The sequence below is a fragment of the Streptomyces sp. NPDC002888 genome, assembly GCF_042888465.1.
In the GTDB taxonomy this organism is placed as follows: domain Bacteria; phylum Actinomycetota; class Actinomycetes; order Streptomycetales; family Streptomycetaceae; genus Streptomyces.
Genome location: NZ_JBIAPU010000001.1, coordinates 349438 through 362173, shown reverse-complemented (window position 1 = coordinate 362173; position 12736 = coordinate 349438). Strand labels below are relative to the sequence as shown.

The 12736-nt window shown below is 69.2% G+C and carries 10 protein-coding genes and 2 pseudogenes; 8 read left to right on the top strand and 4 right to left on the bottom strand.

Annotated elements, in window-relative coordinates:
- Positions 1-2: 2 nt before the first annotated feature.
- Positions 3-1171: pseudogene (locus tag ACFYWX_RS01555) on the top strand (IS110 family transposase).
- Positions 1172-1272: 101 nt separating this feature from the next.
- Here ACFYWX_RS01555 and ACFYWX_RS01550 read toward each other — a convergent pair.
- Positions 1273-1443: pseudogene (locus ACFYWX_RS01550) on the bottom strand (HD domain-containing protein); the annotation flags it as partial.
- 926 nt (positions 1444-2369) lie between these two features.
- Between ACFYWX_RS01550 and ACFYWX_RS01545 the strand changes: the two are divergent.
- The 5 genes from ACFYWX_RS01545 to ACFYWX_RS01525 all read left to right on the top strand — a co-directional run bounded on the left by ACFYWX_RS01545 (position 2370) and on the right by ACFYWX_RS01525 (position 6869).
- On the top strand, positions 2370-3545 hold the full coding sequence (locus tag ACFYWX_RS01545; protein WP_254076169.1) for a tyrosine-type recombinase/integrase: 1176 nt from the start codon (positions 2370-2372) through the stop codon (positions 3543-3545).
- A gap of 38 nt (positions 3546-3583) precedes the next feature.
- On the top strand, positions 3584-4003 hold the full coding sequence (locus ACFYWX_RS01540) for an HNH endonuclease signature motif containing protein (protein WP_107446672.1): 420 nt from the start codon (positions 3584-3586) through the stop codon (positions 4001-4003).
- A gap of 30 nt (positions 4004-4033) precedes the next feature.
- Positions 4034-5335: a 4-carboxymuconolactone decarboxylase gene (gene pcaC, locus ACFYWX_RS01535; RefSeq protein WP_389421993.1), complete on the top strand. Its 1302-nt coding sequence runs from the start codon at positions 4034-4036 to the stop codon at positions 5333-5335.
- 69 nt (positions 5336-5404) lie between these two features.
- Positions 5405-6040: an MBL fold metallo-hydrolase gene (locus tag ACFYWX_RS01530; RefSeq protein ID WP_389421992.1), complete on the top strand. Its 636-nt coding sequence runs from the start codon at positions 5405-5407 to the stop codon at positions 6038-6040.
- 49 nt (positions 6041-6089) lie between these two features.
- On the top strand, positions 6090-6869 hold the full coding sequence (locus ACFYWX_RS01525; RefSeq protein ID WP_389421991.1) for an exodeoxyribonuclease III: 780 nt from the start codon (positions 6090-6092) through the stop codon (positions 6867-6869).
- 16 nt (positions 6870-6885) lie between these two features.
- Here ACFYWX_RS01525 and ACFYWX_RS01520 read toward each other — a convergent pair whose 3' ends face one another.
- Positions 6886-8625 carry an SGNH/GDSL hydrolase family protein gene (locus tag ACFYWX_RS01520; protein WP_389422162.1) on the bottom strand — a complete coding sequence of 580 codons (1740 nt, stop codon included), beginning with the start codon at positions 8623-8625 and terminating at the stop codon, positions 6886-6888.
- Between the two features lie 193 nt (positions 8626-8818).
- Here ACFYWX_RS01520 and ACFYWX_RS01515 point away from each other — a divergent pair, with 193 nt between their 5' ends.
- Both ACFYWX_RS01515 and ACFYWX_RS01510 read left to right on the top strand, forming a co-directional pair.
- Entirely contained in the window at positions 8819-9226 is a 408-nt protein-coding gene (locus tag ACFYWX_RS01515) for a DUF6278 family protein (RefSeq protein WP_389421990.1), read from the top strand.
- A gap of 129 nt (positions 9227-9355) precedes the next feature.
- Complete coding sequence (locus ACFYWX_RS01510; RefSeq protein ID WP_389421989.1) at positions 9356-10099, top strand: amino acid ABC transporter ATP-binding protein; 744 nt, start codon at positions 9356-9358, stop codon at positions 10097-10099.
- A gap of 168 nt (positions 10100-10267) precedes the next feature.
- On the opposite strand, the gene ACFYWX_RS01505 is transcribed toward ACFYWX_RS01510, so the two are convergent.
- Positions 10268-11839 (bottom strand): CocE/NonD family hydrolase, encoded by a 1572-nt coding sequence (locus ACFYWX_RS01505; protein ID WP_389421988.1) that lies wholly within the window; start codon positions 11837-11839, stop codon positions 10268-10270.
- A gap of 116 nt (positions 11840-11955) precedes the next feature.
- Positions 11956-12717, bottom strand: coding sequence for a hypothetical protein (locus tag ACFYWX_RS01500; protein ID WP_389421987.1), 762 nt, complete (start codon positions 12715-12717; stop codon positions 11956-11958).
- Positions 12718-12736: the final 19 nt, after the last annotated feature.

Here is a 12736-nt window from a genome sequence, read left to right as displayed (position 1 = left end):
CCCTGGACGTGGGCAAGTCCGCCCATCACGGCACGGCCCTGCTGGCCGACGGCCGTACCGTCTTCGACAAGCCGCTGCCCGACGGCGGGCCCCAGCTGCGGGAGCTGCTCGCCCGCCTGGGACGGCGGGGGAAAGTCCTGGTCGTGGTCGACCAGCCTGCGTCCGTGGGGACCTTGGCGGTGGCCGTGGCGCGCGCCAGCGGATGCGAGGTGGCCTACCTGCCCGGCCTGTCCATGCGCCGCCTGGCCGACTGCCATCCCGGCACCGGCAAGACCGACGCCCGCGACGCCTACATCATCGCCGATGCCGCCCGCACCATGCCCCACCTGCTGCACAGCATCGACCCCGCCGAGGGCGTGCGGGCCGAACTGACCATGGTCTGGGCTACGACGACGACCTCGCCCAGGACGCCACCCGCACCTCCAACCGGCTGCGCGGCCTGCTCACCTCGATCCATCCGGCCCTGGAACGTTTCCTGGGACCGCGGCTGCGTCACCCGGCGGTCCTGGCCCTGCTGCAGACCTTCGGCTCCCCGGTCCAACTCGCCCAAGTCCGCACCGAGGAGCTCATCGAGGTCATGACCGACGCCGCCCCACGGATGCGGAACCCGCGGGAGCTGGCCGGACAGATCCATGCCGCCCTGGCCGAGCAGACCGTCCAGGTCCCCGGCACCGGCTCGGCCGGCGAGATCATCTCCGGTCTGGCCGAGTCCCTCGCCGTGCTCCTCAAGCGCCGCGAGATCCTGGAGACCTGCATGACGGCCCTGCTTCAGGCCCACCCTCTCGCGAAGGTCCTGACCTCCATGCCCGGGGTCGCGGTCAGGACCGGCGCCCGCATCCTGGCCGAGGTCGGCGACGCTAGCGCGTTCCCCACCGCCGCCCACCTGGCCTCCTACGCGGGACTGACCCCCACCACACGTCGTTCGGGAACCTCCATCCGCGGCGAAGGACCGCCCCGCAGCGGCAACAAGACACTCAAACGGGCCCTGTTCCTGGCCTCGTTCGCCTCGCTGAGCAGCCCCGAATCGCGGGCCTACTACGTCAAGAAACGGGCGGAGAACAAGCGCCACAACGCCGCCCTCATCTGCCTCACCCGCCGCCGCGTCGACGTCCTGCAAGCCATGCTCAAACACCGCACCCCCTACCAGCCCGGGCACGAACAAGCAGCCTGACCAAGCCCGCAGAGCTTGACCGAACAGATAGAAGCACCCCCCACCCGGAGGCACCTGCCTATGCACGTGTCCGCTATCCAGGCCGCCGTCGCCGCTGCCCCCAACCTCTCGTCCGCAGCTATGTGATCGCGGAGGTACCGGGCACCATCGAGCGGATGGAACCCGGTGGTGGCCAGCGAGGGCGTGTAGCCGATGTCGTGCAGCATCGCTGCCGCCCGGAGCTGTTCTACATCCCTGCCCAAGATCCCTCCGAGCGACTGAGCATTGGCGGCAGGGTGGTGATCAGTCAACTTCCCAGGAAGTCTGGCGCGCGTTCCACTCGGCGTGCCGGAGGACGCCTGGTACGGCTTCAGCTCATGGCAGACGAGAAAGAGCCCCAAGGGACTGGAACCTGCTCCGGGACCATGTCAACGTACAACGGTCCGGGAAAACACCAGGTCAGCAAGGAGTTTCGGGCTTCCGGGCCGACAACAGACAGGTCGGCCATGGCGGCAGCCGGTACCTCAGCTCATACTGCTCGGCCTCCTCGCCGAGGCCCCGATCCAAGGAGTGCCACCTGCGGAATGCCCCTCTCCGAGCCGCTCCTTATCACCGCTCCTCACCGCTTGGCGCCCGGAACGCATGGCCCGCTCAGGAGCGAGAGGACTACGCCGCCATCTCCACGGCGCTATCTCTCTGCGTCCGTACGGCCGGGCTGTTCGGCGAGGATTGCAACAACGCGGCTACCACCGGGACCGAGAAATCCTCGCGCACATGGCGGCACAACCCGAGCCAATCCGAAACGTCGCCCGGGTTGCAGGTGCTCCTGAACACCTCGTGGCAGGCGAAACTGCCGGCTCACCGCTACGAGCCCCCGGCGCTCGTAACGGACGGCGCGACGCCCGCTCTCCGGCCGTACTGGCTGGTCTCCTGAGCTACGTCTACGAACCCCTGCGCGCGCCCGCAACATAGACCACGATCGTCGGTTAGCCAAACCGGCGATCCTGACGACTATTGAGGGCGTTCGCATGCTGCTGCGCTTGGCGGTGGAGCAGTAGCGGATGCAGTAAGTGGCGCCGCAAACCCGTAGAGAACGTCACCGTCTGCTGGTGCCTTGATGGCCGCGGCGTCGCTTCCCTGAAGCGTTGCGGCCCTCCGCCAATGTGGAATTTTCATGGCCTAAGGAGAGTGAGTAACCCTGTCCGATCCGATCAAGAAGTTGCCACCGAACGCGAAGGGGCAGATCCGGTACCGGTTCGTGGTCGATGTGGGCATCGACCACGCCACCGGGAAGCGCAAGCAGATAACTCGTACATTCGGCACGCTGAAGGAAGCGAAGGCCGAGTATGCCCGCATCACCAACCGTCGCCAGGAAGGCACGCTCGCACCGCCGAATAAGGTCACCTTGAATGAATGGCTCGACCAGTGGCTGGCCATGAAGGCTGACGACTTGGAAGAAACCACTATTTACAACTACCGCATCACCCTGGACCGGGTACGGGGGAAATTGGGCCACATCCGTCTTCAGGAGCTTACTGAAGAGGACGTAGAAGGGTGGATGCACTGGGCTCTGAAGCACGGGCGCGTACGCGGTGGAAGGGCCGGAACTCCGCTCGGAGTGACGAGCGTGGACATGAGCCTTGCTCGGCTGAAGGACGCTCTCAACCGAGCCGTGACGCGTCGGCTGGTGACCATGAACGTGGCCCAGCACGTGACCATTCCGCGAAGGGCGCGAAAGGAAGAACGGAAGAAGAAAGAGGAGGTGAAGCCCTGGAACGTCCAGGAGGTTCAGAGATTCGTTCAGGGCGTCAAGGGGGAACGGCTCTACGCTCCGCTCCTGCTGTCCCTCATTGGTCTACGTCCGGCTGAAGTCTGTGGGCTTCGGTGGGAAGACGTCGACCTGGACAATGCCACGATCATCATAGCCAATACGCGGACCATGATGGGCAATCGCTACGTCGTGGAGAAGGACACCAAGTCTCTGGCCGGTGAACGGGAACTCCCGTTGCCGGCTCCGGTGCTGGCTGCGCTCAGGTCGTTCAAGGCCCTCCAGGCCAAGGAGAAGCTGGCTCTGGGTGAGGCATACGCAGAGTCCGGCTACGTCCTGGTGCACGAGACCGGAGAAGCCTTCACCATCAAGCAACTCCGCCGACGCGCGTACCGGCTCATGGTGATCCTTGGTCTCCGCCGAGTTCGTCTTTATGACGCTCGTTCGTCGTGCCTCACGTACCTGGCCAACAACGGCGTGCCGGATCACATCCTTGCGCGGTGGGCTGGACACACGAATGTGAGGACCACCAAAAAGTGGTACGTGAAGCCCGACGTAGAGGATCTTCGCGAAGCCGCCACGACGTGGGATGGCCTGCACGGTGCTGCGACTGAGGGGCAAGCCTGAGTCAGGCGGCCCACCGACCGAGCGACCTGCCCAGCCGTATGGCAGCCAAGATCGAGGTGGACCCGGAGACCGGCTGCTGGCTGTGGACCGGTAGCTGCAACGGGAAGGGGCAGTCAGGCTACGGCCAAGTCTCCTACGAGGGAAAGACACAGCTTGTCCACCGTGTGGTGTTCAGGTTGTTGGTCGGTGAGATTCCGGAGGGCTTCCAGGTGCGTCATGCCGATCCTTGGGGACGGCACTTTACGCTTTGCTGCAACCGGGACCACCTGGAAGCCGTGCCGAAGAAGGAAGCTCTGCGGCGCAGGGACTGGGAGCGCGCGCGAGCCAGGAGGACGCACTGTCCCCACGGCCACGCGTACACGCCAGAGAACTCGTATCTGGATCCCCGAGGGTTTCGGCAGTGCCGGACGTGCTGCGCCGAGAGGGTAAGGAGCCGCCGGGTTCCCATGACCGTGTGAGATTTCGTGAGACGTGAGAGGGTCTGGGGCGTGAGTGAGACACCACCGAACCCCCTGCAATACCGCTTTGACGGGCCAGAAGACGCTCCGGTCCTGATCTTGGGTCCCTCACTGGGTACCACATGGCACATGTGGGACCGGCAGGTCCCGGAGCTGGCCAAGCAGTGGCGGATCTTCCGGTTCGACCTGCCGGGTCACGGCGGGGCCCCGGCATACCCCGCGGGCTCGGTCGGCGATCTCACCGCACGGCTCCTCGCCACCCTCGACAGTCTCGGCATGCACCGCTTCGGCTACGCCGGCTGCGCCCTCGGCGGCGCGGTCGGCGTGGAGCTGGCCCTGCGCCACCCCGAGCGTCTCGCCTCCCTCGCACTGATCGCCGCCTCCCCTCGCTTCGGCACGGCCGACGAGTTCCGGCAGCGCGGCGTGATCGTCCGTACGAACGGCCTCGAGCCGATCGCCCGTACGGCGCCCGACCGCTGGTTCACCACCGGGTTCTCCGCCGCCCAGCCCGCGATCACCGACTGGGCCGTGCAGATGGTCCGCACCACCGACCCCGGCTGCTACATCGCCGCCTGCGAGGCGCTCGCCGCGTTCGACGTGCGGCCCGAACTCTCGCGGGTCGGCGTGCCGACCCTCGTCCTCGTCGGCTCCGACGACCAGGTCACCGGCCCCGCCGAGGCCCGTACGCTGGTCGCCGGCATCCCGGACGCCCGGCTCGCCGTCGTCCCCGGCGCCTCCCACCTCGTCCCGGTCGAGCAGCCCGCCGCCGTCACCGACCTCCTGGTCCGGCACTTCTCCACCGCCTGGCAGCCCGCGTTCGAGTCGACCACCGGCCAGATGGCGATCCCCGCGGCGCCGGTCAAGCCGGTCCTGGCCGCCGCGCCCCCGCAGCCGGTGCCCATCGCCGAGATCGCCCCGGCCGTCGTCGTACCGGCCCAGGTCATGGGGCGGCCCGACCCGTACGACGCCGGGCTCAAGGTGCGGCGCGAGGTGCTCGGGGACGCGCACGTCGACCGGGCGCTGGCGCAGGCCGACGACTTCTCGGGCGACTTCCAGGAGTTGGTCACCCGCTACGCCTGGGGCGAGATCTGGGACCGCCCCGGCCTCGACCGGCGTTCCCGCAGCTGCGTCACGCTCACCGCGCTCGTCGCGGGCGGTCACCTGGAGGAACTCGGCTTCCACACCAGAGCCGCCCTGCGCAACGGACTGACCCCCGCCGAGATCAAGGAAGTGCTGCTCCAGGCGGCGGTCTACTGCGGCGTGCCCGCGGCCAACAGCGCGTTCAAGGTGGCCCAGCAGGTCATCCGCGAGGAGACCACCCCCGAGGAGTGAGCCCGAGGAGAGTCCGGAGTGAGCCAGGCGAGTGAGCAACCGCCGCACGGGAGCGGCAGGATGGACCCCATGAAGCTCACGAAGAAGTCGCACGCCTGCATCCGCCTCGAGAAGGACGGGCAGACACTCGTCCTCGACCCCGGGGGATTCAGCGAGGCGGACGCCGCGGTCGGCGCGGACGCCGTCCTCGTCACACACGAGCACCCCGACCACTTCAACGAGGAGCGGCTGCGGGCCGCCATGGAGGCCAACCCGGCCGCGCAGATCTGGACCCTGAGGTCGGTCGCGGAGAAGATCTCGGCGGCCTTCCCGGGCCGCGTCCACACCGTCGGCCACGGGGACACCTTCACCGCCGCGGGCTTCGACATCCAGGTCCACGGCGAACTCCACGCCGTCATCCACCCGGACATCCCGCGCATCACCAACGTCGGCTTCCTCGTCGACGGCGGCCGTGTCTTCCACCCCGGCGACGCCCTCACCGTCCCCGACCACGCCGTCGAGACGCTGATGCTGCCGGTCATGGCCCCCTGGAGCAAGATCTCCGAGGTCATCGACTACGTCCGCGAGGTCAAGCCGCAGCGCGCCTACGACATCCACGACGCCCTTCTCACCGACCTCGCCCGCCCGATCTACGACAACCAGATCGGCGCCCTCGGCGGCTCGGAGCACCTGCGGCTGGCGCCCGGAGCCTCGGCAGAGGTGTGACAACCCCGGGCAGGCCGCGTTGTCAGACCCGCCGGGTAGGTTGTGAGGCATGCGCATCGCGACCTGGAACGTGAACTCGATCACCGCCCGCCTTCCGAGGCTGCTGGCCTGGCTGGAGAGCAGCGGCACCGACGTGCTCTGCCTGCAGGAGGCCAAGGTCGCCGAGGAGCAGTTCCCGTTCGACCAGCTGCGCGAGCTGGGCTACGAGGCGGCGGTCCACGCGACCGGCCGGTGGAACGGCGTGGCGGTGCTCTCCCGCGTGGGCCTCGACGACGTGGTCAGGGGCCTGCCCGGCGACCCCGGCTACGACGGGACGCAGGAGCCCCGCGCGATCTCCGCGACCTGCGGCCCGGTCCGCGTCTGGTCGGTGTACGTGCCGAACGGGCGCGAGGTGGACCACCCCCACTACGCCTACAAGCTCCAGTGGTTCGAGGCCCTGAAGGCCGCCGTCGCCGGGGACGCGGCCGGCGGGCGCCCCTTCGCGGTCCTGGGCGACTACAACGTGGCGCCGACGGACGCCGACGTCCACGACGTGGCGGCGTTCGAGGGCCTCACCCACGTCACCCCGGCCGAGCGCGCCGCTCTGGCGTCCCTGCGCGAGGCCGGCCTGTCCGACGTGGTCCCGCGCCCGCTCAAGTACGAGCACCCCTTCACGTACTGGGACTACCGCCAGCTCTGTTTCCCCAAGAACCGCGGCATGCGCATCGACCTGGTGTACGGCAACGAGCCGTTCGCGAAGGCGGTCAAGGACGCGTACGTCGACCGGGAGGAGCGCAAGGGCAAGGGCGCCTCGGACCACGCGCCGGTGGTCGTCGACCTGGACGTGTGACCCCGCGGCGGCACCGTCACAACAGCCGCAGATCCACCGACCCCCCGAGCGCCGCGTACCCCGCGTCCCCCGGATGCAGATGGTCGCCGCTGTCGTACGCCGGAAGCATCCGCGTCGGGCGGTCGGGGTCGCGTACCACCGCGTCGAAGTCGAGGACGCCGTCGAACACGCAGGCGTCCCGGATCCAGGCGTTGACGGCGAGCCGCTGTGCCTCGACGGCCGGGGTGCAGCCCGCCCAGCCCTCGCAGGGCAGGAGCGTCGCCGCCAGGAGCCGCAGACCCCGGGCGCGGGTCCGGTCGGCGATCTCCCGGAGCCCGGCGACGACCTCCTCGGCCGTTCTGCCCGACAGCAGATCGTTGATCCCCTCGAACACCACCGCCGTACGCACCGACGTCTGGGCGAACACGTCCCGGTCGAGGCGGTGCAGCGCGCTCACCCCGGCCTGGTCCGGCAGGACCCCGTCCCCGGGGTAACGGTCGATGACCACACGGTTGCCCGAGACGCCCTGGTTGAGGACCCCGTAGCGGGGCATCGTGCTCCGGCCGAGCAGCCGTGCGGCCAGCACGTCGGGCCAGCGCCGGTTCGCGTCCGTCGTGGACTTGTCGCCGTCGGTGATCGAGTCGCCGAGCAGCACCACGGACCCCGGCCCACCGCCCACGTCGACGCCGGTCAGCAGCGGCCAGCCGGTGATCGTCGAGGTGTACGCGGTCGCGGCCGCGTCGGCCGCGTGGTCGCCGGGCCCGCTGACGTACGACCGCTGCACCGCGAGCCGGTGCGCGGGCGCCGCCGTCACCGTGCCGGGCAGGTGGAAGCTCACCAGCAGATCGGCCCCGGCGGGCACCGGGAAGCCGAGCGGATCGGTGAACGCCTGCGCACCCGCCGGAACCTCGACTCCCGGGGCACCCCCGAAGGACAGCGGCACGGGCGTCTCCCGCGCCGCCGCGCCCGCCGCCCGCACCGCCACCGTCGCGCTCCCGATCCGCACCGGCGCCGACGCGAAGGTGTTGTCGAACCGCAGCCGTACCCGCGGCCCGCCCACCGACGTGTGCACGACCAGCCGTAGCGTGCGGTCGGTCCACGGCCCCACGGCCGGCTGCCCGGACGTCGCGGTCGTCCAGCTGCCCGCCCAGCCCCGCGCCCCGGCCCGCACCGACAGCGCGAACACATGCAGACCGGCCGCGTGCGGCAGCCGTACCGAGGCCACCTCGCGCGCCCGGGCGATCGGCACCGTCACGACGTACAGCCGCGCCTTCTCGGTGAGTTGCCCGCCCGGTGTGTTGACGTGCGGCAGGGCCACCGCCTTGGTCGCGAGCGGGCCGGTGCGCCAGTCGGGGCCGGTGAGTCGGTAGGAGGAGCGGGAGCCGTCGGCGTAGACGACCGTGCCCTCACCGGTCACCTGCGCGCCGCCGTCCGTGCCCGCCACCAGAAACGCGAGCGCGTCGCCGCGTCCGGTCAGGCGTACGGCCTGGCCGTCGGCCCGTACGTTGTCAGGCTCGCCCGGCGCCCGCCGGGGCCAGGTCAGCCGGGCGCCCTGCACGGTGAGTGTGCGGCCGGGCGTCCAGCCCGCGGCCGTGAGATCGTCCGCCGACAGGGAGGCGCCCGAGCCGTCGAAGTCCGCCTCGTCGGGGTCGGTGTCGTCGCTGACGGCGGTGTTGTCGAGCAGGTGTTCTAGGGGGAGTGGGGTGGAGTGGTCCTGGGCGGTGGCAGGTGTGGAGGAGGCCGGTACCAGGGCCGTGGCGATCAGGGCCAGGACCATCGCCGTACCCCGGACAGATCGGTGCACCCGTCGACTCCTCCCGCTCACCGGTGGGGACGAAAAGACGCACCGAAGCTAGGCAGGCGGCGAGGACAGGTCAACGAACCATGCGTGGACCCGACATGAAATCGCCCCGAAATGACCGCCCGCGCGCCTGTGGTGCGTACGCCGGTGCGAATGACAGGCTGGGTGTATGAAGATCCCTTTTCTGGGCCACCGGAGTGAGAAGCCCGGCTCCTTCGATCCCGAGGGCATCGCCGAACTGCTGTCCGAGTGCGAGCTGCTGCGCTCCCAGGCGTCGAAGAGCGGCGTTCAACTCGACGATTCGCCCGCCTCGTTGGAAGCGCTCGATCAGATGGTGCCGCGCTGGCGGGGCGACGAGGAGCTCCTGCCCTGGCTCGGCAATGACGCGGGGCTGTACCTCGGCACGGTCATCGTGCGCACGGTGCCCGGCGCCGCCTGGGAGATCCGGGGCGACGGCCAGCCGGTCGTACGGCTCTCCTCCGGCCGCGAGTTCGACGTCGTGGCCTCCGGTCAGGAGTGGGCCGGCAGTGGCGCTCCCGAGCTGTCGCAGCTGTACGCCGAGGTCGCCGAATCATGAACCTATGGCCCGGGGTCCAGTGTAAATACGGCTAATGAACGAAAGGTGCGTGTCGGGCATTTCAGTCACGCAGGTCTGGATAGTTTGCGGCAACCACGACACAGCTGCCGAGAGTGAGTAGGGCTGCGCATGGTCGTCGATCCGTTGATCGAACTGCGTGACGTCAACAAGTACTACGGGGAGTTGCACGTCCTCCAGGACGTCAACCTCACCGTCGGAAAGGGGGAGGTGGTCGTGGTCATCGGCCCCTCGGGGTCGGGGAAGTCGACGCTGTGCCGGGCGATCAACCGACTGGAGACCATCCAGTCGGGCACGATCCTCCTCGACGGGCAGCCGCTGCCCGAGGAGGGCAAGGCGCTCGCGAGGCTGCGTGCCGAGGTCGGCATGGTCTTCCAGGCCTTCAACCTCTTCGCTCACAAGACGGTTTTGCAGAACCTCTCGTTGGGCCAGGTCAAGGTCCGGGGCCGCAAGAAGGAGGACGCCGACCGGCGTTCGCGCGAACTCCTCGACCGCGTCGGCCTCGCCGACCAGGCGGCCAAGTTCCCGGCGCAGCTCTCCGGCGGCCAGCAGCAGCGCGTGGCCATCGCCCGGGCCCTGGCCATGGAGCCCAAGGCGATGCTGTTCGACGAGCCCACCTCCGCCCTCGACCCGGAGATGATCAACGAGGTGCTCGAGGTCATGCGCCAACTCGCCAGGGAGGGCATGACGATGGTCGTCGTCACCCATGAGATGGGCTTCGCCCGTTCGGCCGCCAACCGCGTCGTGTTCATGTCCGACGGCCGAATCGTTGAGGATCGGGCCCCCGACGAGTTCTTCACCCACCCGAACACCGACCGCGCCAGGGACTTCCTCTCCAAGATCCTCAAACACTGAGTTCCCCCACCGGGAAAACCAGTCGTGTCGGTCCTCGACTACGATGTGTCGTTCATGCCCGTGGCCGAAACCGGGACCCCGCCGCCAGTTGGGGAAGCCCCCCACGGCCCCGAGACCGTAGGGGGGTGGCAGCGCACGGAGCCAGGCCCGACCGGCGGCAGCCGGAGATCACTGCTCGCGCAGCGGAATCGACACGTACGACGGGTCGTTTGCCGGCGAGGAGAAGGTCAGCTGCGCGCCGGACGGGTTGTGCTCGATGTAGAGCGGGTCGACCGTGTCGACCACCAGGGCGAGTCGGTGCCCTGCCGGGACGTCGTAGGCCGTGGAGTTCAGCTCCAGGCCGAGACCGAACGGCTTTCCGGGTGTACGCCCGTGGAAGGTGTACGGCGCGTTGCTGACCAGCTTGCCGAGGCCGAGCGGCCCCACGTCGTACAGGTACGCGACGAGGGTGCCGCTCTCCTTGGTCGGAGTGAGGGTGGTGTGCAACTCGGCAGTGCCGCGCACGTGTTGGGCGGTGGCGTACTTCTCCGACTGCCATACGGCGGCCCAGCGGCGGGGGAGCAGCGGGATCGAGGCCACCGGGGGCAGTTGGGCCACCTGGTCGAGGATGCTGGACAGGAAGATGACCCCGCCGTCCGCTCCCGAGTCGACGTTGGTGTGGATGGTCGTCGTGCCCGCCAGGTCGATCTTCCGGCTGGTGGCGCCGACCGACTTCCAGTCCGGGTAGCCTTCGTAGCCGCCCGAGGAACGGGGCTTGAGCCGTACCGGCAGCTCGCTGTCGATGCCGTTGTCGGTGCCCTTGAGGTAATGGTCGAGCCAGCGCCGGGTGTCCGTCCACACGTCGTTGGGCAGGCCGAAGAGTCCGGTGAGTTCGGCGGTGGCGTGGTCGCCGGGGCGGAATTCCAGTCTCTTCGGGACGGTCAGCTTCTCGTAGAAGTCGGCGTACTGGTTGGGCGGGAAGACCGTGTCGCCCCAGGCGTTGGCCAGCATGACGGCCGCGCCGTTCTTGTTGAGCTGGTCCAGGTACGTCCCGGCAGAACGTTTCTTCCCCCAGTCGACGATGTCCTGTTCCTTCGCCAGGTTCGAGGAGTAGAAGTCGTCGAAGACCTGCCGGAGTTCGGCGCTCTGCCGGCCGGTGACGAGGCTCGCGCCGTCGAGCAGTCCGGCGGCCTGGACGTTCTGGGTGCGGCCGGAGTAGATCGAGCCGATGAGGTCCGCCCAGCCGCTGAGCGCGGCGACCGTCCTGATCCGCTTGTCGTGCGCGGCGGCGAGCAGGCTGATCCCGGCGCCGTAGGAGACGCCCGCCATGCCGATGTGCCGGTCGTCGGACGGGGTGTTGGCGAGCGCCCAGTCGATGACCTTGGACGCGTCCGCCACGTCGGGCGGCCCCGCGACTTCTATCTCGCCGCCGGACTGCCAGAACCCGCGCACGTTGTACGTGAGCACCACGTAGCCGGAGTCGGCCAGCTGCTTGGCCTGGGCGAAATACTCGACCTGGGGCAGGCCCCAGCTCGTGGGCAGGACGACGAGCGGGTAGCGGCGCGAGGCGTCCGCGCCCGCCGGTGTGACGACGTTCGCCTTGAGGACGGTGCCGTCGGCGCCCGTGATGTCGACGAAGCGCACGCTGCTCCCCGCCGCCCGCGCGGTGGGGGCGGCGCCGAGGACGCCACCGGCGATGAGGGTCGCCGAGACGGCGCCCACGGCGGTCGTGCGCAGGGCCTTGCGGTGCTGGTGTCCCACGGGTCACTCCTCACTCGTGTCAATGCAAAGTGACCAGACGGTAACCTCGGTCCTTTACCGGAGGTAACCCGTCGGTAAGTTACGTGGGAGTAACGATTGTTGCTCTGTGCAGATAATCAGGAGTCGCGGTGTGAGGTGCGTGGAGTAGAGGAGTCCTCCGGCAGCGGCGCCTGGGCCGCCCGGGTCACGTCGGCGACGAGTTCGACGACATCGGGACCGTACGCCTCGGAGTTGACGACCTTCAGCAGCAGGACGAAGGAGTTGTTGCCGTGCTTGCGGGCCAGCCGCTCGTGGTGGCGGGCGAGGTAGCGGGTCGCCGCCTGGTTGGTGATCGCGCGCTGCCCGCAGAACAGGAACACCGGCCGCTCCCCGGGGCGCCGGCCCACGGTCAGCCGGGCCAGCACTACGTACTCGGTGGTGCCCGACTCGACCCGGTAGCGCTCGCTGCCGATCTGGAAGGCGCCGCGGTCCGGCCCGGGCTCGGCGTCCACGTTCACCCGGACACCGGGCAGCAGGGAGGAGAGGTGCGCTGCCATACGGCGGTTCGACGACGGCCCTCCGACGCAGAACTCCGTGCGGTCGCCGAAGCCCTGACGGGCCGTGTCGTGACCGACGACCTGGGCGTGGGCGTTGCAGTCCTTGATGAGCGCGGAGAGCTCCAGCAGGGCGAACACGTCGTGGCGCATCACCGACAGCTCGGCGCCGCCCGCCTCACGGTTCACCACGAGCAGCGACTCGGAGTTGTCCGGCAGCCCGAAGAAGGCCTGCTGGCGCCGCAGCTTCCGCTTCCAGAGGTAGGTGCGGGCCAGCCAGCCGAGCGCGGCACTGACACCGGCGGCCAGCACGCCCAGGACGATGTTGCGCACGTCGTCGTTCATGGGCGCGCATGGTAGCGGG